The sequence below is a fragment of the Roseateles amylovorans genome (assembly GCF_025398155.2).
In the GTDB taxonomy this organism is placed as follows: domain Bacteria; phylum Pseudomonadota; class Gammaproteobacteria; order Burkholderiales; family Burkholderiaceae_C; genus Roseateles; species Roseateles amylovorans.
The window spans coordinates 1,779,812-1,802,410 of the sequence record NZ_CP104562.2 but is presented as its reverse complement, the minus strand read 5'-3'; the positions used below and the strand labels follow the sequence as shown (position 1 = coordinate 1,802,410).

Here is a 22,599-nt window from a genome sequence, read left to right as displayed (position 1 = left end):
CGGGCGTTCGGCCCACAATGGACGCCATTGAATCGTCCATCCCGCATAGGAGCGCCCCATGGCCACTGCCGCTGTCGGCACTGATGCCGCCCCCAAGGGCGGAGGCAAGAAGAAGCTGATCATCATCATCGCCATCGTGCTGGTGCTGGTGCTCGCCGGCGTGGGCGCGCTGCTGATGATGAAGAAGAAGGCGCAAGCCGCGGAAGACGAGGAAGGGGCCGTGGAGGAAAAGCCGGCCGCCGCCGCCCATGTCAAGCCCGGCACGCCGCCCACCTTCGTCCCGCTGGATCCGTTCACCGTGAACCTGGCCGACAAGGAAGTCGACCGCTTTGCCCAGATCGGCATCACGCTGGAAGTCAACGATCCGAAGTTTGCCGACCAGCTCAAGGCCTACATGCCGGCGATCCGCAACAACGTGCTGATCGTGCTCTCGCACAAGACCTCCACCGAATTGCTGAGCATCGAGGGCAAGGAGCAACTGGCCAAGGAAATCCGTCGCGAGGCGGTGCGGCCCATGGGCATCGAGCTGGACGACGAGGAAGACGAAGCCGCCGACAGCGCACCCAAGAAAAAGAAGAAGAAAAAGCGCGCGGTCGAGAGCCCGGTGACGCAAGTCCTGTTCTCCACCTTCATCGTGCAGTGAGCGGGCATCCCGAAGGGACCAGGCGATGAATCAGCAAATCCTGTCGCAAGACGAAGTCGATGCCCTGCTGCAGGGCATCACCGGCGAAAGCCAGAAGCTCGAGGCCGAAGAGGTCCAAAGCGGTGGCATTCGCGAATACAACCTGGCCAGTCAGGAGCGGATCGTCCGTGGGCGCATGCCCACGATGGAAATCATCAACGAACGCTTCGCCCGCAACATCCGCATCGGCCTGTTCAACTTCATCCGCAAGAGCCCGGAAGTGGCGATCGGCGGCATCAAGGTCCAGAAGTACAGCGCCTTCCTGCGGGAAATCGTGGTGCCAACCAACTTCAACATCGTGTCGGTGAAACCGCTTCGCGGCAACGGGCTGATCGTGTGCGACCCGACCCTGGTGTTCGCGGTGATCGATTCGCTGTTCGGCGGCATCGGCAAGTTCCACACCCGCATCGAGGGTCGTGATTTCTCGGCAACCGAGCAACGGGTGATCCTGCGCCTGGTCGAGGTGATCACGCAGGAATACCTCAAGGCCTGGAAGGGCATCTATCCGCTCGAGCTGGAATACCAGCGTTCGGAGATGCAGCCGCAGTTCGCCAACATCGCCACGCCGAGCGAGATCGTGGTCTCCACCTCGTTCACGCTGGAAATCGGCGAGACCAGCGGCACGGTGTATTTCTGCATTCCGTATTCGACGCTGGAGCCAATCCGCGATGTGCTCTACAGCACCACGCAGGGCGACTCCACCGAGCCGGACCGGCGCTGGGTGAATCTGCTCAAGCACCAGATCCAGTCGGCCGAAGTGGAGCTGGTGGCCGAACTGGCGCAGGCGCCGGCCACGGTGGAGCAGTTGCTGGCCTTCAAGCCGGGTGACTTCATCGAGCTGGACCTCGAACAGATCATCCAGGCCAAGGTGGATGGTGTGCCGGTGTTCGACTGCCACTACGGCACGTCCAACGGCAAATACTCGATCAAGATTGAAAAGCTGCTGACCGGCCCGGATGCCGGCTGGCTGGGAGCCCGCAATGGCTGACACGCCGAACTCCATGGACGAACAGGACGCAATGGCGGCCGAATGGGCCGCGGCCCTGGCCGAGGCCGCGCCCTCGACCAGCAATGTGGTCGAAGAGGTGCAGGCAGTGACTGAACAGGTCGCGCCGGCCACCTTCGCCAATTTCTCGCCGACCCCGGGCAACCTGCCGGGCAGCGACATCAACATGATCCTGGACATCCCGGTCCAGTTGACGGTGGAGCTGGGCCGCACCCGGATCCCGATCAAGAACATCTTGCAGCTGGCGCAAGGGTCGGTGGTGGAATTGGATGCGTTGGCCGGCGAGCCGATGGACGTGCTGGTGAACGGCTACCTGATCGCCCAGGGCGAGGTGGTGGTGGTGAACGACAAATTTGGTATTCGCTTGACCGACATCGTGACGCCCTCCGAGCGCATGCGCAGATTAAGTAAAGCGTGACCCCCCCTACCGGCTCACGCCGGCCCCCCCAGGGGGGCGAGCAGCGAGCCCGGCAAAGCCGGATCTCGTTGCTCCGCTTGATCTGTCGGCGCTCGCGCGCCTCTTTGGGTTGCGCTGCGAGGGGTGGTTGGAACGGCTCACGCCGGTCCCCAAAGGGCCGAGCAGCGAGCCCGGCAAAGCCGGATCTTGTTGCTCCGCTGGACCTGTCGGCGCTCGCGCGCCTCTTCGATCTGCTCTGTAACGGGGGACGGTCGAGCGCGTCGCCAGGTCGCGTGGTTTGCCTGTTGGTTGTCCCGTGGTCGCCTGCTGGAGAGATGCCGTCATTCACATGCGTGACGCCATAATGCCTCGATGAACTCAAGCCTCGTCCCCGTGCTCTGGTTCCTGGCCATCCTGGCCCTGATCCCCCTCGTGCTGTGGCTGCTCAAACGCACACCACTCGGCGGCGGCGCGCTGGGCGGCCAGTTGCGTACCGTCGCCCAACTGGTCATCGCGCCCAGCCAGCGCATCGTGATCGTCGAGGTCGGCCAGGGCGACGACCGCCAGTGGCTGGTGCTCGGCATCACCGGTCAGCAAATCCGAACCCTGCATGTGATGCCGCCTCAAGCCGACGCAGCCGCCGCACTCCAGACCGCGCAACCCTCGTTCGCCCAGTTGTTCAAACGCACGCTCAATCGGCCCTCCGACAACCCAGGCACCTGAGCCCTCATGACCTCATTGCCCTCGTTGCCACCGACATCCGCCCCATCGAGGGCTGACATCGGCCCGCGACCGCACGATGGCCCGCACGACCGGCCGGACAACCACACAGACAAGGGACCGCACCATCGCTGGCTGAGCGTGGGCGCCGTCCTGGCGCTGGGAGCGATCGGCACCGCCGCCTTCGCCCAGCAGACCGGCAGCCCCGCCAGCGTGCCGTTGATCATCAGCCAGGGCGCCGGCGGCAACAGCTATTCGGTGCCGATCCAGACGCTGCTGTTCTTCACCGCCCTGGGCTTCCTGCCAGCCGTGCTGTTGATGATGACCGGCTTCACCCGCATCGTCATCGTGCTGTCCCTGCTGCGCCAGGCCCTGGGTACCCAGGCCGCGCCACCGAATCAGGTGATCGTCGGCCTGTCGCTGTTCCTCACCTTCTTCGTCATGAGCCCGACGCTGGACCGCGTCTATGCCGACGCCTATCAGCCCTATCAGAGCGGTCAGATCAGCTTCGAGGTCGCCCTGCAGCGCGCCGAGGTGCCGATGCGCGCCTTCATGCTCAAGCAGACGCGTCAATCCGACGTGGCGCTGTTCTCGCGTTTGGCTCGCCTGGATGCGAACGTCACCACCGAGAACCTGCCCTTCCGCGTGCTGGTGCCCGCCTTCGTCACCAGTGAGCTCAAGTCGGCCTTCCAGATCGCGTTCCTGATCTTCATCCCTTTCCTGGTGATCGACATGATCGTGTCCAGTGTGCTGATGAGCCTGGGCATGATGATGCTGTCGCCGGTGCTGGTCGCGCTGCCCTTCAAGCTCATGCTGTTCGTGTTGGCGGACGGCTGGAACCTGTTGCTGGGGTCGCTCGCGGCCTCGTTCGCTCAGTAGCGTCAGGAGACGATCCCCATGGATGCTCAACAAGTCTTCTCCGTCGGCCAGCAAGGGCTGTACGTCCTCCTGATGGTGGCAGCGCCCATCCTGCTGACGGTGCTCGCTGTCGGGGTGCTCGTCTCCGTCTTCCAGGCGGCCACGCAGATCAACGAGTCCACCCTCTCCTTCGTGCCCAAGATCGTCGCCGCCGTGCTGGTCCTGGCCGTGGCCGGTCCCTGGATGATCACGACCCTGGTCGAATACATCCAGCGCACCTTGCAGAGCATTCCGCAGGCGTTGGGCTGAAGGCCGCTCCCCGTGCTCACCTTCAGCGAAGCCCAGGTCATGGCCTGGATCAATCCGCTGCTCTGGCCCTTCCTCCGCACCCTGGCGCTGTTCGCCGGCATGCCGGTGTTCAGCCAGCGCAGCGTGCCGACCCGGGTGCGCATCGGCCTGGCGATGTTCATCGCGGTGGCAGCCCAGCCGTCGCTGCCGGAGATGCCGGTCATCCCCTTGAATTCGCTGCCCGTGCTGCTGTCGGTCGTCGGCCAGCAGCTGCTGATCGGCCTGGCCATGGGCTTTGCGGTGCGCCTGGTCTTTGCTTCGCTGGAGTTCGCCGGTGAACTGATCGGCTTGCAGATGGGGCTGAACTTCGCCGGCTTCTTCGATCCGGCGACCGGCGCGCAGGGCACCTCGTCCGCCCGCTTCTTCGGCTCCATGGTGGCCTTCCTGTTCATCGCGATCAACGGCCATCTGATGCTCATCAACTCGCTGGTGGAGAGTTTTCAGGCCTTTCCGGTCGGCGAGGAACCCTTCCGCTTCCTGCGTGTGGCCCAGCCACAGACCTGGGGCGCGGAGGTGTTTCGCATCGGCCTGTGGATTGCGCTGCCGCTGATCACGATGCTGATGTTCGTGAACCTCGTGCTGGGCATCATCTCGCGGGTGGCACCGCAGTTGAACGTGTTTTCGGTGGGCTTTCCACTGACCGTCAGCATCGGTCTGGTCGGCATGGTGGCCACGCTGCCGCTGATGCATCAGCCCTTCATGATCGCGCTGGAGCGACTGCTCGCCGCCTTCAGCTGACAGGCCGCAAAGACAGCTTCAGCGGGGCATCAACCGGGCATCAACCGGGCACCGAACGGGCATAGAGCGGGCATCAGCGCGGCATTCACGGGGAAGCGCCGGGAAGCAACGCGACCTCAACGCCGCCAAGAATCGCCGAGCTGGCTTCCCCCATTGGTTGGATCTCCCCCGAAGGGGGCGTCCCCCTTCGGCCACCAGTTCGAGTCATGGTCAGACGCGAGCCCGGTTCTCAGAATTCGTTCATCGACGTCGCATTCCGCAACGTCCCCTGACGGAGAACCGAGATGCCCCCTGACCTTCAAACGCCCCTGCCCGACGCCCTCGCAGAAAGCGGCCCGTCGGCCCCCTCAACACTGTGCATGAACATCCCTGGCGACCTGCTCGACCAGGAGGTGCAGTTCGGCTCGCCTGGCTTCACCGCGATCATCACCGCCTTCCTCGCGGCGCAACCCATGATCGGCGCTGAAGACCTCTCCAGCTTCCTGGCCCAGTTGATGGCCGCCACGCCCCAGCGGCTGTGCACGGTGCAGATCCAGGTCGATCCGGAACTGGGCTCGGTGATGCTGCTGCTCACGCTCTACCGCTACACCATGGCGGAATCCCTCGGCACGCCCTGCCCGGCGGACATGAAGCGCTTCTTCGAGAGCATCCAGGCGCAGCCCGCCCTGCTCGCGCTGTCCGAGCATGTCTGCGTGCTGCCGTGTCCGCATGACTTCATGCCCGAACAATGAGCCATCGGAAAGGCCTCTCCCATGACCTGCTTCGACCCCGAGGGATTTCTCAGCGTCGCCGAGCGATTGCTGGCCCACCCCGATGAAGCCAGCGCCCGCAGCGCTGCCTCCCGGGCTTACTACAGCGCCTTCCTGATGGCCCGAGACCGGAGCGGCGTCCACCATCGCGGATCCGCCATCCATGCCAAGGTGCAGAACCACCTGCGCGCCCATGGCGAGGTGTGGTTGGCTCAGAACCTGCAGCGACTTCGCGCTTGCAGGAACCTTGCGGACTACCAGGTGCATCGTCGCTTCCAATCGCGTCGCGCACGCTGGGCCACCGAGATCGCGAAGGACATCCAGGTGATGCTTCGGGCGATGGACGTGAACGGTCCCTCGCATTGGCGAGCGCCGGCCTTCCGCGGCCGCCACTGAAGCATCGGTCAAACGTGTGGTCGCGTGGTCGCGTGGTCGCGTGGTCGCGTGGTCCTGTGGTCGCGTGTGGTCGCGTGTGGTCGCGTGGTCGCCTGGTCGTGACAACAGACGTGCGGAGGTGCAGAGAGTCGTGTGGAGGTGCGGGCTCGTGGGAGCCCTGAGGGTTCACGGCATTCCACACCGCCCCAGGGGGGCAACGGCCGCATCCAAGCGTCAGCTCTCAACCAGTCCGTTGCGGATGGCGTAGACCGTCAGTTCGGAATTGTTGGACAGCGCCAGCTTCTCCAGCACGCGGGCGCGATAGACGCTGACCGTCTTGGGGCTGAGCATCAACTCCTCGGCGATGTCCGACAGCCGCTTGCCGGAGGCGATCATCACCAGCGTCTGAAGCTCCCGATCGGAGAGCTTTTGGTGCGCCTGCTCTGGCGCGGGCGCGGTCAGGCTTTCCACCAGCATCTGGGCAATCTCGGGCGTGACGTATTTGCGGCCTTGGGCCACCGTCCGCACCGCCTGCACCAGCAGCTGCGGGTCACCGCCCTTGTTCACATAGCCGTAGGCGCCGGCACGCAGCGCACGGATCGCATACTGGTCCTCGGGATACATCGACACGATCAGCACCCGCGTGGTGGTGCCCTCGTCCTTGAGCACATGCAGCACATCCAGCCCGCTGCGGCCCGGCATGTTGATGTCGAGCACCAGCACATCGCATTGCTTTTCCGGCGGCAGGCTGCGCATGAGGCTGCGCAGCTCGCCATAGTCGCCGGCCTCGCCCACCACTTCGATGTCGGGTGCATCGGACAAGGTATCCCGGATGCCCCGCCGAATGAGCGCATGGTCATCACACAGAATCACTTTGATCATAGTTGGCCCCAGGTGGACGGGTCATGCTCCACATCGGTCGCGCGGGTCCCCGGCCCGCCTTCCTCGGCATCATCATCCTCGAAGGCATGGATGACGCCACGCAGCGGCACCGACAAGATCAGGCTGGTGCCATGCACACCTGAACTCAGGTCCACCCAGCCACCGACCGTGGCCGCGCGTTCCCGCAGCCCGCGGATGCCGAAGCTGCGGGCCTTGCTCAGATCACCCGGCGCCAGGCCCTGGCCGTTGTCCTTCACTTCCAGCGTCAGCACGCCGCCGTCCATGCTCAACTCCAGCTCGACCTTGGACGCCCCCGCATGCTTGGAGACATTGGTCAATGCCTCCTGCGCGGTGCGATAAGCCACCAGTGGCACGCCGGCGGGCAACTGCAGCAGTTCGCTGGTACTGATGACCGCGGTCGGAATGCCGGTGCGGCGCTCGAAGCGCGCAGCCAGCCATTGCACCGCCGCCAGCAGCCCCTGCTCCAGGATCGCCGGCCGCAGGTTGTGCATGATCCGCTGGCTGGATTCGATCGCGCTGGTCACCGTGTCCAGCGCCGAATGCACCCGCTGGAGGATGGCCGGGTCCTTGCTGTGACGGGCCATCCAGGCCAGTTCGAACTTCAGCGCGGTCAGCGAGCCGCCGACGTCATCATGGATCTCGCGCGCGATCGCGGCGCGCTCCATCTCGATGCTGGTCTGCAGGTGGCCCGCCAGCTCGTGCAGCTGCTGCTTGGACTTGAGCAGCTCCCGATCCGCTTCCTGGCGCGCGCGCTGGGCCTCGCAGGATTCGATCGCATGCAGCAGCGCCGGCGCCAGGCGCGCCAGGTTGTTCTTCAGCAAGTAGTCGGACGCGCCGGTCCGCATCGCCGCCACCGCGGTGTCCTCGCCGATTTCGCCCGACACCAGGACGAACGGCAGCACCAGTTGCCGCTGTTTGATCAGATCCAACACCACCAATCCGGAAAAACCCGGCAGGTTGTAGTCGGAAATCACGGCATCCCACGGGTGAACCAGCGCCGCTTCGATATCCGGCAGGCTGTCCAGCCGCTTGACATCAAACCGCAATCCGGCGCGCTGCAACTGCGCCAGGATCAGTTGGTGATCCAGGTCGGAATCTTCGATATGGAGCAAACGCAGGCGGCGTTCAGCCAGAGGCGAGGAAGGCATGGCGCGAGTATGCCAAGTTTGTCGCGACTCCCTCATCTACGAGAGGGACACAGCGCGCCATTGACATCTGGAAACCTTAGAGTTGCCGTTTTCCCTTATCGAGAATTTGAGCCTCAGGGAGCGGTCTGAAGTAAATGGGCGGGATTTGGCCAATTAGTCCCGTCGACAGACGCCTCCTAAAAGCCGAAGATTCTTGTCAGCCGTCAAGTCCAGGTACGGGTCGAAGTGGGATCGACCCAGGTAGGTCCTAGGACACCTATGTGGAGCCAAGATGCAAATCGATGAGACAGCGGTCGAGCCAGACGGTGGGCTGATGCCGTTGCTGGCCGCCGCCGAAATGCAAGATCATCTGATGACGGTCAATAACGACCTCGAACGCCTGCAGCGTTTGCTCGATGATGCGTGCGAAGCGTTGTCAACGCATTTCTTCGGCGCGTCGTCGTTGGTCGACCAGCTCAAGGCACGTGCCGCGAGCGAGCAAGACACCGATGCGCTGCAGCAACTGATGCTGCATCTGGCCGGAGCGATCACTGCGCTGCAATTCCAGGACATGTCCACCCAGTTGATCGCGCATACCAGCCAGCGTCTGAGGAATTGTTCCGATCAATTGGCCCGGGATACGTTCGGCGAGGATGAAGACGGCTTGACTGTCGTCGAAACTGCACCCCTGCGACCGAATCCCGTGACGCAGGACGAGATGGACGCCGGCTCGGTCGAGCTGTTCTGATATCCGCCCGCGCACCCGTAAGAGCGCCCACAAGGCCCTAAAGATTTTTCAGGTCCCACCGAAAACCGCTTGTCATCCGGAGAACCAAAAATGCCCTCGATCCTCGCCGTAGACGATTCGGCCTCCATGCGCCAGATGGTCTCGTTCACCCTCAAGAATGCGGGTTTCAATGTCGTGGAGGCGGTGGACGGGCAGGACGCCTGGGAGAAGTCCTCCCAGCGCGACTTCGACCTGGTGCTGACCGACCAGAACATGCCCCGCATGGATGGCATCAGCCTCACCAAGAAGCTGCGCGACAACCCCAAGTTCAAGACAACCCCGATCCTGATCCTGACCACCGAGTCCAGCGATCAGATGAAGCAGGCCGGCCGCGCCGCAGGTGCCACCGGTTGGCTGGTCAAGCCTTTTGACCCCGCCAAGCTGATCGAAGTGATCGGCAAGGTCATCCGCTGATACCGGCGGGGGAGAGATTGATGGGAGACATGACCTCTGAAGGCGCCAATCTGGGTGCTGGCATCGACCTGAGCCAGTTCTACCAGGTCTTCTTCGAAGAAGCCGGCGAGAACCTCGACAACATGGAACAGCTGCTGCTGAACCTGGACATCGAGAACCCCGATGACGAGCAGATGAACGCCATTTTCCGTTGCGCCCATTCGATCAAGGGCGGCGCAGCGACGTTTGGCTTCAATGACGTGGCAGAACTGACGCACCAGATGGAAACGCTGCTGGACAAGCTGCGTCGCCATGAACTGGCCCCGACCTCGCCGATGGTGGATGTGCTGCTGCAGTCCGGCGACGCCCTGCGCGCCCAACTGGCCCGCCACCAAGGCTCCGGCGCCGAAGCCTTCGACACCTCGGACCTGCTGGTCAGCATCCGGACCCTGGTGGACGGCGGCACGCTGGACGGCGTCCGCGCAGCGCCCGCACCCGCCCCGGTGGCGGCGCCGGCCCCTGCCCCCAGTGCCGCACCGGCGGCGCTGAAGTCCAATGTGCGCCAACTGGAACTGCTGGTTGGTCCCCTGAGCAATCCCACACAGGCCGACAACCTGGTCGACCTGTTCAAGGAAATCACCGACCTGGGCACGATCGAGCCGCTGGATGGCGGCATCTCGGCCGACGGCATGCGCCGTTTCAAGGTCCTGACCAGCAGCAGCGACAACGACCTGCTGGACCTGTTCACCTTCCATGTCTCCCGCGAGCAGGTCAAGATCCTGCCGCTGGGTGAGGGTTTCGGCTTCCATGAAGGCGCACCGGGTGCGCCAGTGGAAGCCAAGAAGGAAGAGGATCCCGGCTACGGCTTCTTTGACGACGCTCCCGGCGTACCCGCCGCTACCGCGGCCGAGTCCAAGGCGGCCGAAGTGGCCAAAGCCAATGTGCCGGTGCCGGCCAAGGTCGCCGCACCCGCCAAGGTCGAGGCCGCGCCGCGTGCCGGCGGCGCCAACATGGACCAGTCCACGTTGCGGGTGTCTGTCGAGAAGGTCGACCAACTGATCAACCTGGTCGGCGAGCTCGTGATCACCCAGGCGATGCTGGCCCAGAACAGCCGCAACCTCGATCCGGGCCTGTACCAGCAACTGGCCTCCGGCCTGGCCGACCTGGAGCGCAACACGCGCGACCTGCAGGAATCGGTCATGTCGATCCGCATGATCCCGATGTCGGTCGTGTTCAACCGCTTCCCGCGGATGCTGCGCGACCTGGCGGCCAAGCTGGGCAAGAAGGTCGAGCTCGTCACCCAGGGTGAAGCCACCGAGCTGGACAAGGGCCTGGTCGAGAAGATCACCGATCCGCTGACCCACCTGGTGCGCAACAGCTGCGACCACGGCATCGAATCGCCCGCCGACCGTGCAGCCAAGGGCAAGCCCGAGCAGGGCACGATCACCCTGGTGGCGTCCCACCAGGGCGGCTCCATCGTCATCGAAGTGCGTGACGACGGCCGCGGCCTCAATCGCGAGAAGCTGATCAAGAAGGCCCGCGAAAAGGGCATCGATGCGCCGGACAGCATGTCCGACCAGGAGGTCTGGGGCCTGATCTTCGCCCCCGGCTTCTCCACCGCCGACCAGGTCACCGACGTGTCGGGCCGCGGCGTGGGCATGGACGTGGTGAAGAAGAACATCACCTCGCTGGGCGGCACGGTCGAGATCGACTCGGCCGAAGGCTACGGCATGAAGGTCTCGGTGCGCCTGCCGCTGACGCTGGCCATCATGGACGGCATGAGCGTGGGCGTCGGCGAAGAGGTCTACATCCTGCCGCTGTCCTCGGTGGTGGAGTCCTTCCAGGTGCAGTCCGACACCATCAAGACCGTGGGCGGCTCCGGCCGTGTGGTCGAGGTGCGCGATGAATACATGCCGGTCGTGGAACTGGAGCAGGTCTTCAATGTGCCGCGTTTCGACTTCGAGCACGTCAGCTCCATCATGGTCGTCGTGGAAGCCGAAGGCGGCCGCGTGGCCATGCTGGTCGACGAGCTGCTGGGGCAGCAACAGGTCGTGGTGAAGAACCTGGAGGCCAACTACCGCAAGGTGACGGACGTATCCGGCGCCACCATCATGGGCGACGGGCGGGTGGCCCTGATCCTGGACGTGGGCAGCCTGGTCCGACGTTCGCGCCATTGAATGGTGCGCCAAGTCCGAGATAACGAGATAAGAGGTAGGACATGAACTTCAGTGCACTGCTGCGTCAATTCAGCATCCGCACGCGCATGATCGGCGCCATCGGGATCGTGCTCGCGCTGCTGGTGGTCGTGGGGAGCGTCGGCCTGTATGGCATGCAGTCGATGCGCGGCCAGACACAGCAATTCCTCGAGAAGTCGACTGCGCGCGGCAATCTGATCGCCGATCTCACGAGCACGATGGGAAAGATCCGTGTCCATGAAAAGGACATGATCATCAATTACGAGAAGCCCGACGTCGTCAAGAGCCGCCATGCCAAGTGGGACGAGGCCCGCAAGAAGGCGTCGGAGGAACTCGCCGAACTGGGCAAGCTCAGCGGCGAAGATGATCAGGATGCCATCAAGAAACTGCAGACTGCGCTGGAGACCTATGCGGCCAAGTCGGCCAATGTGGTGACCCAGCTCGAAGCCGGCGCCTACGACCACGCCGCCGTGGCCGACCGCCTGCTGCAACCGGCCAAGGACCAGGTCGTCGAGGCAGAGAAGCAGCTCGACGAACTTGCCCAGCGCCTGGAAGCCCAGTCCGAGGAGATGCGCAAAGGCATGGAGAGCACCCAGGGCGGCGTGCTCTGGGCCTTTGGCCTGGTGCTGGTGTTCGCCGCCATCGTCGTGGTGCCGCTGACGCTGCTCAACATGCAGACCATCTGTGCCCCGCTGGCCGATGCCGAAGCGCTGGCTGCCGCGATCGCCGAAGGCGACCTGTCGCGCGCCATGAAGCCGGTGGAAGGGGTGGATGAAGCCTCCAAGCTGACCCGCTCGCTGCACCGCATGCAGGAAGCCCTGCAGACCATGGTCGGACAACTGCGCACGGCTGCAGATTCGATCCGCACCGCGTCGATGGAAATCGCCACCGGCAACCAGGATCTGTCCAGCCGGACCGAGCAGACCGCCTCCAACCTGCAGGAAGCCGCCTCCTCGCTGGTGCAGTTGACCGGCACCGTCAAGCAGACCGCCGACTCCGCCCGCACCGCCAACCAGCTGGCCTCCTCCGCCTCCGGCGCGGCGGCCAAGGGTGGCGAGGTGGTGAGCCAGGTCGTCTCGACGATGGACGAGATCAATGCCAGCTCCAAGCGGATCAGCGACATCATCGGCACGATCGACGGCATCGCCTTCCAGACCAACATCCTGGCGCTGAACGCGGCGGTCGAAGCTGCCCGTGCCGGCGAACAAGGCCGCGGCTTTGCGGTGGTCGCCGGCGAGGTCCGCTCACTGGCACAACGCAGCGCCGAAGCGGCCCGCGAGATCAAGACCCTGATCGGCGCCAGCGTCGAGCGGGTCGAGACCGGCTCGCGCCTGGTGCAGGAAGCCGGCAGCACGATGAGCGACATCGTCTCCAGCGTGCAGCGGGTCACCGACATCATCGGTGAGATCACCGCAGCCTCCAGCGAGCAGAGCGACGGCATCAGCCAGGTCACCCAGGGCGTGGGCAACCTCGACCAGATGACGCAGCAGAATGCCGCGCTGGTGGAGGAATCCGCCGCCGCCGCCGAGAGCCTGAAGGATCAGGCCGAGCGCCTGGGTTCGGTGGTGGATCGGTTCCGCGTGAGTTCGAGCGCTGCGGTGGCAGCCGCGCCGGCACCGGCGTATAAGTCACATGGCGCGTCGGGTGCGGTGAAGTCGGCGTCGGCGCACGCGTTCTCGAATTCGTCGTCCTCGGCCTCCCCATCGACGACGCACGCCCATTCATTTGCCACGACCAGCCCGAAGGCGCCGGTCAAGTCCGCTGCGTCGTCAACGTCGTCGACCGCCGCCAAGCCTGCTGCAACGACCTCCTCCACCGCATCCCACGGCGCTCGCCCGAGCCCCGCAGGTGCACTGAAGAAGCCGCTGGCAGCCGGCGCCAAGCCGGTGTCGAAGACCAAGCCGGCCGCATCGCCCCTGAAGAAGCCCGCTGCGGCGCCGAAATCGGCTGCCGCCTCGTTCACTCCCTCCCCCGCGCCGGCAATCCCGGCCACGGCCGCCGCTGATGGCGACTGGGAAACCTTTTAATCCGTCGCACGAGGTCACATCATGGAAATCGTCCAACAAACCGGCACACAGGTTGTGCAAGCCAGCCCCGGCGCCGCGCTGACCCTTCCTTCCAGCGCGTCGAACGCGCCGGCCGGTGGTGAGTACCTCACCTTCCGTCTGGGACAGGAGGAATACGGCATCGACATTCTGAAGGTGCAGGAAATCCGCTCCTACGAGCAGCCGACCCGCATCGCCAACGCGCCCGACTTCATCAAGGGTGTGGTGAACCTGCGCGGCGTGATCGTCCCGATCGTGGACCTGCGCCTGAAACTGGGTTGCGCCACGGCCGAGTACAACAGCTTCACCGTGGTCATCGTGCTGAACGTGAAGAACCGCGTCGTCGGCGCGGTGGTGGACTCGGTGTCCGACGTGCTGGAACTGAACCGCGACGTGATCCGTCCCGCGCCGGAACTCAGCGCCAGCACCGTCAACACCAGCTTCATCATGGGCATCGGCGCGGTGGCCGATCGCATGCTGATCCTGATCGACATCGAAGGCCTGATGTCCAGCGCGGACATGGGGCTGATGGACAGCCTGACGGTCTGATGACCGTCCGGCCCTGCGACCATCAGGCGCTTGCGCTGCATCTGACGGTCTGACCGAAGGTCATCCTCCGGCGGTCGGATCGACCGCTGGCTCGGCCGCCTGATCGGTCCCGATGAAACGCCCGGCTTGCCGGGCGTTTCGCCGTTTGGGGCCTGTCGCGACGCCATGGGGCTGCTGCGCACGCAAGCCGAGCGGCAGACCGGACGGCGGTCTCTGTGCCGTCTCTATACGAGTGGACAGCGCCCGTCCGGGCGCCCTGTCCCTTTGCATGCCTTGCGACGCCTCGGCGTCAACGCGGCAAGTCGGCGGGGCCCTGCCAGCCCTGCTCGGCAGATCGCCTGCGCAGTGGCCCAGCGGGCGCCTGCCCGGCGCGCCCACTCACTGCGTATCGGCTTCGCGCAGCGTCTGCACCACCGGACGCTTCAGCACGCCGCGCAGCGCCCACCAGCCCGCCAATTGGGCCAGGATGGCTCCGCCCACGGTGGTCCCGATCAGCACCCAGGGCTTGAACTGCCATTCGAACTCGAAGGCGTAATGGGTCAGCGCCCAGCCCAGCGCCTGGGCGGCGAGCCCCGCCAGCGCACCGGCCAACGCACCCAGCCCCAGCAGCTCCGCCCGTTGAACCGCAGCCAGCAAGGAACTCGGTGCCCCCAGCGCACGCATCAGCGCGAACTCCCGGGTACGCGCATCCCGCGACCCGACGGCCGCCACCAGCAGCACCACCACGCCCAGCGCCAGCGCCACCGCGAACAGCAGTTGAACCGCCATGATCACCTGCTCCAGCACCGACTGCACCTGATGCAGCTCGGCCGACACATCGATCAGGGTCAGGTTGGGATACGCATTGATCAGCCGCCGATCCAGCGCTGCGGCTTGCCCGTCGGGCGAGCGGTAGGCGGAGATATAGCTGATCGGCAGCTCCGGCATCTCGGCGCGCGGGAACAGCACGAAGAAGTTGACCCGCATCGAGCCCCAGTCCACCTTGCGCAAGGTGGTGATGCGCGCCTCGGTGACGATCCCCGCGATGTCGAAACGCAGGCGGTCACCCAGCTTCAGGCCCAACTGATCCGCCAGGCCTTGCTCGACGCTCAGACCGTCCTTGTCGTCCGCCTGCCACGTGCCGGCAGTGAGCAGGTTGTGCGCGGGCAAGGTCGCCGTATGGCTGAGGTTGAATTCGCGTTCCACCAGGCGTTGGGCGCGCTCTTCCTGGAACTGTCCGGGCCGCACCGGCTGCCCGTTGATCGCGACCAGTCGGCCGCGGATCATCGGGTACCAGTCGTAGTTCTGGACGCCCGCCTGTTCCAGGCTCGACCGGAATCCGGTGCCCTGCTCCGGCTGGATGTTGATGACGAAACGGTCCGGCGCATCGGTGGGCGTGGCCGCTCGCCAGCTGTCGATCAGGTCGGTGCGCAGCAGCACCAACAGCGCGAGCGCGAGCAAACCGAGCGACAACGAGCCCACCTGCAACACCGCGAACGCCGGGCGTGCCGCCACCTGCCGGGTGGCAAGCAACAACCAGCGCGGTGCGCCCGCCTGCGGCACCACGGCGCGCAGCGCCTTGACCGCGAGCCACGCCAGCAGCGCAAAGCAGGCCAGGGCGACCGCAAACCCGCCGGTGGCGACCAGCCCCAGCCGCCAATCGGCCGACAGCGCCGTCAGCACCGCTGAGAAGCCCAGCACGCCGGCCAGCAGCACGACGATGGAGCCCAGCTTCGGCCGTCCCAGTTCACGACGGATCACCCGCAGCGGCGGCACCGCCGCCAGTTGCAGCACCGGCGGCAGACCAAACCCAAGCAGCAGGCACATGCCCATGCCCAGGCCCAGCAGCACCGGCCAGATGCCAGGCATCGGCAGGTCCACCGAGATCAGACCCGCCAACAGGCCGATGAAGGCGTAATGCAGCAGGAAGCCCAGCAGCACGCCGATGGCGCTGGCGATCAGACCCACCCAGGCAAATTCCAGGGTGAAGACCCAGGTCAGCCGGCGCTGCGGCTGGCCGAGCACCCTCAGCATGGCGCAGTCGTCCAGATGCCGATTGGCGAATTCACGCGCGGCCAGTGCCACGGCAATGGCTGCCAACAAGGCCGCCAGCAAGGCGACCAGATTCAGGAACTTGGTCGCGCGATCCAGCGTCTGGCGCATCTCCGGCCGGCCGGATTCCAGTGACTCCAGCCGCACACCGCGCCAGTTCTGCTCGCGCGTTTGACGAGCCGTCTCGGCATTGAACTGCTTCAGCGCGGTCTCGCCGCCGATCACCGCAAACCGATAGGTGACCCGACTGGCCGGCTGGATCAGCGCGGTGGCGGCAAGATCCTTCATCGTCAGCATCACCCGGGGTGCGAAGTTCAGGAAGCCGGCGCCGCGGTCCGGCTCATTGGCGATCTCACCGGCGATGGTCAGCGTGGCGTCACCCAACAGGATCGGATCGCCCACCTTCAAATCCAGCGCACTCAGCACGCCCGCATCGACCCACACCGCCCCCGGCGGCGGCGCGCCCACCTGACGGCCGTCCTTCAACGCCAATTGGCCGCGCAACGGATAGGTCTCGCTCACCGCCTTGACCGCCACCAGCCGACTGCCGCCGCCCTGCGCCTCGCCGGCGCGGGCCATGCTGGGGAAGTTCAGGCTGTCGACGGTCTTCAATCCAAGGCGGGTGGCCAGGTCGCGCACCATCTGGGGCGTTGGCTGGTCGCTGGCGACCACCGCATCACCGCCCAGCAACTGAGCCGCATCGCGCCGCAGGCCGCGATCCAGCCGGTCGGACAGGAAGGACACCGCGCATACCGCCGCCACCGCCAGCATCAGCGCCAGGACCAGCAGGTGCAGCTCGCCGGCGCGCGCATCACGCCAGGTCTGCAGGGCGGTCTGGCGCCACAGTGAAGGCGGGCGGCGCGACGAGGCGCCCTTGGGCGACATCCCCGTCGCGCCGGAAGTCAGGCCGGACGGCGGGTTGGACTGAAGGGGGGATTGCACGCTCATGCCCGCACTGTAGCGAAGGACGTGCCCGCGCGTGCGACACGCCACTGCGGTCGTGCAAGCCAGTTGAACAGACCATGCAAGCGGTTTTCATGATGGCGTTCGTGGCAAGGGCTTAATTCGGGCATGGATTCCAACCACCACCGCCCTGGCGAGACCGCCATCGATCGCCGCTTCCCCGCGCTCTTCGTGTCCCACGGCTCGCCGATGATCGCACTGGAGCCGGGCCAGACAGGTCGGTTCCTTCAGCATCTCGGCCGTACGCTGGACCGCGACTGGGGCCGCCCCACGGCGGTGCTGGCGATCTCCGCGCACACCACCGCCCGCGAGGCGGTGCTGCTGGGCGGTGCCCAGCATGAGGCGATCTATGACTTCGGCGGTTTCCCCGCCGAGCTCTATCGCCTGCGTTATGACGCCCCCGGCGCCCCGGCGCTGGCTCAGACGCTGTCGGACGCACTCGCCTTGCCGGTGATCGATCACGGCGGTCTGGATCACGGCATCTGGACGGCGATGCGCCACCTCTACCCCGACGCCGACGTGCCGGTGCTGCCGCTGGCGCTGACGCCGCACGCCACACCCGCCCAACTCATGGCGCTGGGCGGGCAGTTGCCAATGCTGTCGGCGCAAGGGGTGCTGGTCTTGGCCACCGGCAGCATCACCCACAACCTGCACCTGCTGATGCGGGGCCAGCCGTCCGAGGATGCCGTGGAGATGACGGAATCCCACGCCTTCCGGCAATGGATCGCAGACCGCAGCGCGGCCCTGGACTGGGAGGCGCTGGCCGACTATCGCCAACAGGCACCGCATGCCGCCCTGATGCATCCCACGGACGAGCATCTGCTGCCTTGGTACGTCGCGGCGGGCGCCGGCGGATTGACGATCCAGCCGCAGCGCATCCACCAAGGCGCCACATTCGGCTGCCTGGGCATGGACGCGTATGCATTCGGTCCGCAGGCGCTGCGCCTGGTCCAGGCCCTGGCGGCCTGAGGCAGACCGACCACCCACGACGCCCCGGCGGGCTGCTCGCACATGAACAAAGGCCGCGCACTGCGCGGCCTTTGTTCATGTCGAACGCCCCATTCGGCGTCGGAGTCCTCCCCCATCTGCGGACTGACGCCCTCTGATGGTGCCGACGCCATTCCGCCGTTCCGCCGTTCCGGCGTTCCGGCGTTCCGGCGCTCAGATAAAGATCGCCGCCAGGATGCCCAGAATCAGCGCCCACTTCACCACGTAGTAGCCCAGGCGCGACTTGGCCTTGAAGGCTTTGAAGAAGATCCGAACCTTGTACGCGTGATAGAAGAACTTGTTGAGCCCGCCGATCGGTTCGCTCTCCAGGTTCTGGGTGGCCGCGGCCGTCATCACCAGCTTGCCGAACCAGCGGTTCAGCCAACGGGTCGGCGCGAAGTACAGCGGACGCTCCACATCACAGAACAGGATTACCCGTTGCTGGTCGGTGGTGTTCTCGGCGTAATGGATGAAGGTTTCGTCGAACATGACGTCCTCTCCATCGCGCCAGTGATAGCGCTGGCCGTCGACCTCGATGAAGCAGCCCGGGTCGTTGGGGGTGGTCAGGCCCAGGTGGTAGCGCAGCGAGCCGGCATACGGATCGCGATGGCGCACCAGGCGAGCCCCCGGCGGCAGGGACGCGAACATCGCCGCCTTCACCGTGGGAATGCGGCGCAGCAGTTCGACCGTCTTCGGGCAAAGCGACTGCGCCGATTCCATGTCGCGGTCATACCACTTCAGGTAGAAGCGCTTCCAGCCGGTGCGGAAGAAGGAATTGAAGCCGATGTCGTTGTAGCCGGACGCGGCCTTGATGTAGCCCTCGTCGTTGAGCTTGAGCGCCTCTTCGCGGATCAACTGCCAGTTCTCGCGCAGCAGGGCGAGTTCCTTGAATTCCTCGGTCTTGAGGTAGGGCGTGGCCGGCGCGCGTGAGAACAGGTACATCACCGCATTGATCGGCGAGATGAGCACCGTGAAATCGGTGAGCGCGCGGGCCAGCTTGAAGCGAACCCGGCCCCGGAAGTGGGCATACAAGGCCGAGGCGATGAAGATCGCCAGCACCCAATAACGCGTCGGCGGCAGCCAGTCGGCCATGTGCAGATTCTCCAGAAAGCGCCGCGACTGGCGCTTGAGCCACGGTCCCCGCCCTGCTTGCCCATTTGCCCATTTCTCGGCAACTTCCGGAGCCTCCCGGAGGGCCCGACACGCAGGGGACCGAGTGAAGCGCGGGATTATCACCGCACGCGGGATTTCCCGCAGAAGGGATCAGACGCGAGCGTCAGGGCTTCGCACCGCCGCGCGTGCGCGGGACCGATCCACCGCCAGCGACACCGCCCAGATCGCCAGCCCGCCGAAGGCCAGCACCACGCCGACCCAGCCGGTGGACGTCCAGCCATAACCGGCCGCGATCGTCAGCCCGCCCAGCCAAGGTCCGAGCGCATTGGCCGCATTGAAGGCCGAGTGGTTGAGCGCGGCGGCCAGTGTCTGCGCATCGCCGGCCACATCCATCAGCCGCGTCTGCAGCACCGCACCCAAACCGCCGCTGCAGCCGATCATGAAGACCACCAGCAGCAGCGTCCACAGGTTGCCGGCCGCAAACGGGTACAGGCCCAGCGACAAGGCGCTCCACAGCAGCAGCCCGCCGACGGTGGGCATCAAGGCCCGATCCGCCGCCCAGGCCGCGCCCAGGGTCCCGGCGGTCATGCCCATGCCGAACACGCTCAGGACCACCGGCAACATGCCCGGGCCGGTGCCGGTGACTTCCAGCAGCGTGGAGCCGAGGTAGGTATAGACCGCGAACATGCCGCCGAAACCGATCGTGGCGATGCCCAGCGTCAGCCAGACCTGACCACGGGCCAGCGCACCCAGCTCACGCATGGCGCTCGCGCCCGCACGAACGGGGTCGCGCGGTGCATGCAGGGCAACCAGCGCGGCCGTGAGCAGCGCCATCACGGTCACCACGCCAAAGCCCCAGCGCCAGCCGGCCCATTGGCCCAAGGCATTGGCGAGCGGCACACCGACGATGGTGGCCACCGTCAAGCCCAGCATCACCAGGCTGACCGCCTGCGCGCGCCGCGCCGGCGCAACCATCGACGCCGCCACCAGCGCCGCCACGCCGAAGTACGCCCCATGCGGCAGCCCGCTCAGGAAGCGGAACAGCAGCATCGCGTGATAACCGGGGGCCAGCGCGCTCAACCCATTGCCGATGGCGAATCCCAGCATCAGCAGGATCAGCAACGTCCGCCGGGGCACCTTGGCGCCAAGCACCGCCAACAGCGGCGCGCCGACCACCACCCCCAGCGCATAGGCACTGATCACATGGCCGGCGGCCGGTGCATCGATGCCCAGATCCGGCGCGAAAAAGGGCACCAGACTCATCGCCGCGAATTCGGTGGTGCCGATCGCAAAGCCACCGATCGCCAGCGCCAGCAAGGCCCAGCCGGTGTGCGCGCCGGGCGGCACCGGCGCGTCAGAGGACTCGGGCGTGGCGATCGGAGCGGCGGCAGACATGGATTGAAAGGTCTCGTTCAGGAAACGTTCAGCATTGCAACACGATTCGGACAACCGGGTCCCGCACGAGGTCGCAGCGCGCCCATTGCAAGCAGGTTGCGGGGAGGATGGAACTGCCCTCCCGTCGCGCTACACTGCGTGCCTTCGCCGCGAGCCGTGACGGCACGCGCGCCGAACCAGCCCTGAGCGGGCGTCGTATAACGGCTATTACCTTGGCTTCCCAAGCCAATGACGAGGGTTCGACTCCCTTCGCCCGCTCCACCTGTCCCACACCCTCCTTTCGCCACGACATCCCCCTCGCTCACGGCGTTCACCGATGGCGGGGCTATGGGTTTTCGCGCGAGCTTGTCGGTCGCTCAGGTGCTTTGGCAGGCCCCGCATCCTCGCGGCGCACGACGGCTTCCGGCTCCCCGCCCGGCCATCGATGCCGCAATTCAGCGCCCTCGGGCCGATGCAGCCAGGGTGCCAGTGAAGGCGGCGCCTCACGCCGATAGGTGTAGACGAAGGGCAGGTAGATCGAGGCCGCCAACGCGCCCACCGTCGCATTCACGATCAACGACTGATGGCCCGCCGACAGGCCGGTGCCTTGCAGGGCCGAATCCACCGCCAACGCGCCCGCCATGATGGTCTCGAAGGCCGAGGTTCGTTGGGCCAAGCCCAGCAGGCACTGGTCCGTGACCGTGTTGCGGTCCGGCCAGCGGGCCCGAAGCGTCAGCCGCAGGGGCTCGACCCTCGGTCGGGGCGCCCGGCCGCAGGCGACATCCACGGCGGCCCGCTGGCGCTGCTCCCGCTGCGCGAGAAGATGGGTGGCGATCGGCATGAACAGGACGTCCAGCACTTCGCCGCCCGCGTTCAGCCCGCCTCTCAGCAGGTCGTGCGGCAGATGCGGCGCCATGCGTTGCACCGCCGCTCGCACCTGGTCGCCGAGGCGGGACGGGGTGGAGGCGAGCCCGGATGCCCCGTCGGCCGCCTGGATGAACCAATGCGCCGCGCTGTCCAGCGGCGAGGTGCCCCGCGGCGCGCGGGCCGCTTCGGCCATCACCCAGCCCGCGCCCGAGCGCGGCGCCCACGCATCCATGCCCATTCCGGTCACGGTCTGACCCACACCATAGGCGCCGGCACCGATGACCGTGCCCCCCAGGCGCACTGGCGAATTGCCGGTCAATGGGAAGAACAGCTGGGCGGTCTCCCGAGCGATGCAATAGCTCAGCATCTGCAAGCCGAAACTGCTCATCCGGCTGGCCATCACCGGTGGATGCCCGACCAGCGCAGCCACGCACAGCCCGCAAGCCGACAACAACAGCATCGACACGCGCGCGAGCCGACTGGCGGCGGTGGCGCGGTTCTGGCATTCATCCCGCATCAGGCCGGCGATGTTCAGGGCCGGACCGATCAGCAGGCAGGACGCGCCGATGGCGTGACGCGCGGTGTCCGACAGCTCTCCGATCGTCATCGCGCGCTCCAGCGCGAAGCCCAGCAACTGCCGCAGCGTGGTGGTCACCGCCACGATCAGACCGGTGTGGATGCTGGCGTTGGTGAGGTTCGCGGCCCAGCGGGCAGCGTCGCTCTCGAACCGGTTCTGGGCCACGGCGGTGCCGGTTCCGTTAACCACGCGCAGCAGGCGCGTCAGCAGCGACAGCAGCGCCATCGAGCGATCCCTTGGCGTGGCGCCGCCGGATGCGGCTGGCAGATGCAGCACCATCAACTCCAGCACCTCGCGCGCGGGCCCCTGGGGATGCGCGGCCCGCGCCGCCGGGACACCCTCCTCGCAAACGGCGAGCGCCATGTCGGCCAGGGCGTCCACTTCGGCGGGAGCCGACTGGCGCAAGCCATCCTCAATCTGCTGCAGTTCGGCCTGCAAGCCCTGCAGCACATTCACGAAAGGAGCGCGCTGCGGCGTCGTGACGGACGACCGACCCACCGCCCCTAACCATCGCGCTTCGACGGTCAGCAGCGCGGTGGCGTCGAGTTCCTCCAGGCATCCCAGGGTGGCTCGGCGCGGTCGCTCGCGGGGCTCGGCGGCCGGCCCCGCGTCAGTCCGTGAATCTGCCTGATCGCTGGAGGCGGCCCAGGAGGGCATGGAGCGGGATGCGGCGAGTGGATTCACGATGGCCTCCTGCGTTGCGCCAAGGCGGCGCTGAGCCGACCGAAGGGGTCGACGAACGGAGGTCAGTCCGGCCCTTGTCTGGCAAGTTCCACCATGACACCTCGCCTCACAGGCGCTCCCGAGCGGCCATC

20 protein-coding genes, 1 tRNA gene and 1 pseudogene are annotated in these 22,599 nt (G+C 66.1%); 16 read left to right on the top strand and 6 right to left on the bottom strand.

The features are described from left to right. Positions 1 to 58: 58 nt before the first annotated feature. The 9 genes from N4261_RS07780 (at position 59) to N4261_RS07740 (ending at position 5,894) form a co-directional block, all read left to right on the top strand. On the top strand, positions 59 to 643 hold the full coding sequence (locus N4261_RS07780) for a flagellar basal body-associated FliL family protein (RefSeq protein WP_261759600.1): 585 nt from the start codon (positions 59 to 61) through the stop codon (positions 641 to 643). 25 nt (positions 644 to 668) lie between these two features. Then, positions 669 to 1,670, top strand: a complete 1,002-nt coding sequence (gene fliM / locus N4261_RS07775) for a flagellar motor switch protein FliM (RefSeq protein WP_261759599.1) — start codon at positions 669 to 671, stop codon at positions 1,668 to 1,670. Further along, entirely contained in the window at positions 1,663 to 2,106 is a 444-nt protein-coding gene (gene fliN, locus N4261_RS07770; RefSeq protein WP_261759598.1) for a flagellar motor switch protein FliN, read from the top strand. Before fliM ends, fliN begins: the two co-directional genes overlap by 8 nt. Positions 2,107 to 2,457: 351 nt before the next feature. Next, complete coding sequence (locus tag N4261_RS07765; RefSeq protein ID WP_261759597.1) at positions 2,458 to 2,808, top strand: FliO/MopB family protein; 351 nt, start codon at positions 2,458 to 2,460, stop codon at positions 2,806 to 2,808. Between the two features lie 6 nt (positions 2,809 to 2,814). Then, positions 2,815 to 3,684, top strand: a complete 870-nt coding sequence (fliP, locus tag N4261_RS07760; protein ID WP_261759596.1) for a flagellar type III secretion system pore protein FliP — start codon at positions 2,815 to 2,817, stop codon at positions 3,682 to 3,684. An 18-nt stretch (positions 3,685 to 3,702) separates the two neighbouring features. Further along, entirely contained in the window at positions 3,703 to 3,972 is a 270-nt protein-coding gene (gene fliQ / locus N4261_RS07755; RefSeq protein WP_088403381.1) for a flagellar biosynthesis protein FliQ, read from the top strand. Positions 3,973 to 3,984: 12 nt separating this feature from the next. Then, a complete protein-coding gene (fliR, locus tag N4261_RS07750; RefSeq protein ID WP_261759595.1) occupies positions 3,985 to 4,749 on the top strand; it encodes a flagellar biosynthetic protein FliR in 765 nt (254 codons plus the stop codon). A gap of 359 nt (positions 4,750 to 5,108) precedes the next feature. After that, positions 5,109 to 5,480, top strand: coding sequence for a hypothetical protein (locus N4261_RS07745; protein WP_261759594.1), 372 nt, complete (start codon positions 5,109 to 5,111; stop codon positions 5,478 to 5,480). A gap of 21 nt (positions 5,481 to 5,501) precedes the next feature. Further along, positions 5,502 to 5,894, top strand: a complete 393-nt coding sequence (locus tag N4261_RS07740) for a hypothetical protein (RefSeq protein WP_261759593.1) — start codon at positions 5,502 to 5,504, stop codon at positions 5,892 to 5,894. Between the two features lie 213 nt (positions 5,895 to 6,107). On the opposite strand, the gene N4261_RS07735 is transcribed toward N4261_RS07740, so the two are convergent. Then, a complete protein-coding gene (locus N4261_RS07735; RefSeq protein ID WP_261759592.1) occupies positions 6,108 to 6,755 on the bottom strand; it encodes a response regulator in 648 nt (215 codons plus the stop codon). Then, positions 6,752 to 7,924, bottom strand: a complete 1,173-nt coding sequence (locus N4261_RS07730) for a hybrid sensor histidine kinase/response regulator (protein WP_261759591.1) — start codon at positions 7,922 to 7,924, stop codon at positions 6,752 to 6,754. Before N4261_RS07730 ends, N4261_RS07735 begins: the two co-directional genes overlap by 4 nt. A 271-nt stretch (positions 7,925 to 8,195) precedes the next feature. On the opposite strand from N4261_RS07730, the gene N4261_RS07725 reads away from it, so the two are divergent. From N4261_RS07725 to N4261_RS07700, 5 genes and pseudogenes are all read left to right on the top strand, one after another. Beyond that, positions 8,196 to 8,651, top strand: a complete 456-nt coding sequence (locus N4261_RS07725) for a hypothetical protein (RefSeq protein WP_261759590.1) — start codon at positions 8,196 to 8,198, stop codon at positions 8,649 to 8,651. A gap of 90 nt (positions 8,652 to 8,741) precedes the next feature. Then, on the top strand, positions 8,742 to 9,104 hold the full coding sequence (locus tag N4261_RS07720; RefSeq protein ID WP_067068294.1) for a response regulator: 363 nt from the start codon (positions 8,742 to 8,744) through the stop codon (positions 9,102 to 9,104). A 20-nt stretch (positions 9,105 to 9,124) separates the two neighbouring features. Further along, on the top strand, positions 9,125 to 11,260 hold the full coding sequence (locus tag N4261_RS07715; protein ID WP_261759589.1) for a chemotaxis protein CheA: 2,136 nt from the start codon (positions 9,125 to 9,127) through the stop codon (positions 11,258 to 11,260). 41 nt (positions 11,261 to 11,301) lie between these two features. Continuing rightward, positions 11,302 to 12,945, top strand: a pseudogene (locus tag N4261_RS26035) (methyl-accepting chemotaxis protein); the annotation flags it as partial. Between the two features lie 381 nt (positions 12,946 to 13,326). Next, positions 13,327 to 13,872 carry a chemotaxis protein CheW gene (locus tag N4261_RS07700; protein ID WP_261759588.1) on the top strand — a complete coding sequence of 182 codons (546 nt, stop codon included), beginning with the start codon at positions 13,327 to 13,329 and terminating at the stop codon, positions 13,870 to 13,872. A gap of 378 nt (positions 13,873 to 14,250) precedes the next feature. Here the strand turns inward: N4261_RS07700 and N4261_RS07695 are convergent, their stop codons facing one another. Continuing rightward, a complete protein-coding gene (locus N4261_RS07695) occupies positions 14,251 to 16,788 on the bottom strand; it encodes an ABC transporter permease (RefSeq protein ID WP_435532056.1) in 2,538 nt (845 codons plus the stop codon). Positions 16,789 to 16,974: 186 nt separating this feature from the next. Between N4261_RS07695 and N4261_RS07690 the strand changes: the two genes are divergently transcribed. Beyond that, positions 16,975 to 17,835, top strand: coding sequence for a dioxygenase family protein (locus tag N4261_RS07690; protein ID WP_261759586.1), 861 nt, complete (start codon positions 16,975 to 16,977; stop codon positions 17,833 to 17,835). Positions 17,836 to 18,027: 192 nt separating this feature from the next. Here N4261_RS07690 and N4261_RS07685 read toward each other — a convergent pair whose 3' ends face one another. Both N4261_RS07685 and N4261_RS07680 read right to left on the bottom strand, forming a co-directional pair. Further along, a complete protein-coding gene (locus N4261_RS07685; RefSeq protein ID WP_261759585.1) occupies positions 18,028 to 18,945 on the bottom strand; it encodes an aspartyl/asparaginyl beta-hydroxylase domain-containing protein in 918 nt (305 codons plus the stop codon). Between the two features lie 171 nt (positions 18,946 to 19,116). Further along, the gene (locus N4261_RS07680; protein WP_261759584.1) at positions 19,117 to 20,361 is read right to left on the bottom strand and encodes an MFS transporter; all 1,245 of its coding nucleotides are present in this window, start codon (positions 20,359 to 20,361) and stop codon (positions 19,117 to 19,119) included. A 186-nt stretch (positions 20,362 to 20,547) separates the two neighbouring features. Here N4261_RS07680 and N4261_RS07675 point away from each other — a divergent pair. Then, positions 20,548 to 20,622, top strand: a tRNA-Gly gene (locus tag N4261_RS07675). Between the two features lie 64 nt (positions 20,623 to 20,686). On the opposite strand, the gene N4261_RS07670 is transcribed toward N4261_RS07675, so the two are convergent. Beyond that, entirely contained in the window at positions 20,687 to 22,468 is a 1,782-nt protein-coding gene (locus N4261_RS07670) for a hypothetical protein (RefSeq protein WP_261759583.1), read from the bottom strand. Between the last annotated feature and the right edge of the window lie 131 nt (positions 22,469 to 22,599).

Bases quoted from the DNA above. Each gene is read 5' to 3' on its own strand.
- N4261_RS07780 (WP_261759600.1), top strand. From the start codon at position 59: ATGGCCACTGCCGCTGTCGGCACTGATGCCGCCCCCAAGGGCGGAGGC.
- fliM (WP_261759599.1), top strand. From the start codon at position 669: ATGAATCAGCAAATCCTGTCGCAAGACGAAGTCGATGCCCTGCTGCAG.
- fliN (WP_261759598.1), top strand. From the start codon at position 1,663: ATGGCTGACACGCCGAACTCCATGGACGAACAGGACGCAATGGCGGCC.
- N4261_RS07765 (WP_261759597.1), top strand. From the start codon at position 2,458: ATGAACTCAAGCCTCGTCCCCGTGCTCTGGTTCCTGGCCATCCTGGCC.
- fliP (WP_261759596.1), top strand. From the start codon at position 2,815: ATGACCTCATTGCCCTCGTTGCCACCGACATCCGCCCCATCGAGGGCT.
- fliQ (WP_088403381.1), top strand. From the start codon at position 3,703: ATGGATGCTCAACAAGTCTTCTCCGTCGGCCAGCAAGGGCTGTACGTC.
- N4261_RS07745 (WP_261759594.1), top strand. From the start codon at position 5,109: ATGAACATCCCTGGCGACCTGCTCGACCAGGAGGTGCAGTTCGGCTCG.
- N4261_RS07740 (WP_261759593.1), top strand. From the start codon at position 5,502: ATGACCTGCTTCGACCCCGAGGGATTTCTCAGCGTCGCCGAGCGATTG.
- N4261_RS07735 (WP_261759592.1), bottom strand. From the start codon at position 6,755: ATGATCAAAGTGATTCTGTGTGATGACCATGCGCTCATTCGGCGGGGC.
- N4261_RS07730 (WP_261759591.1), bottom strand. From the start codon at position 7,924: ATGCCTTCCTCGCCTCTGGCTGAACGCCGCCTGCGTTTGCTCCATATC.
- N4261_RS07725 (WP_261759590.1), top strand. From the start codon at position 8,196: ATGCAAATCGATGAGACAGCGGTCGAGCCAGACGGTGGGCTGATGCCG.
- N4261_RS07720 (WP_067068294.1), top strand. From the start codon at position 8,742: ATGCCCTCGATCCTCGCCGTAGACGATTCGGCCTCCATGCGCCAGATG.
- N4261_RS07715 (WP_261759589.1), top strand. From the start codon at position 9,125: ATGGGAGACATGACCTCTGAAGGCGCCAATCTGGGTGCTGGCATCGAC.
- N4261_RS07700 (WP_261759588.1), top strand. From the start codon at position 13,327: ATGGAAATCGTCCAACAAACCGGCACACAGGTTGTGCAAGCCAGCCCC.
- N4261_RS07695 (WP_435532056.1), bottom strand. From the start codon at position 16,788: ATGTCGCCCAAGGGCGCCTCGTCGCGCCGCCCGCCTTCACTGTGGCGC.
- N4261_RS07690 (WP_261759586.1), top strand. From the start codon at position 16,975: ATGGATTCCAACCACCACCGCCCTGGCGAGACCGCCATCGATCGCCGC.
- N4261_RS07685 (WP_261759585.1), bottom strand. From the start codon at position 18,945: ATGGCCGACTGGCTGCCGCCGACGCGTTATTGGGTGCTGGCGATCTTC.
- N4261_RS07680 (WP_261759584.1), bottom strand. From the start codon at position 20,361: ATGTCTGCCGCCGCTCCGATCGCCACGCCCGAGTCCTCTGACGCGCCG.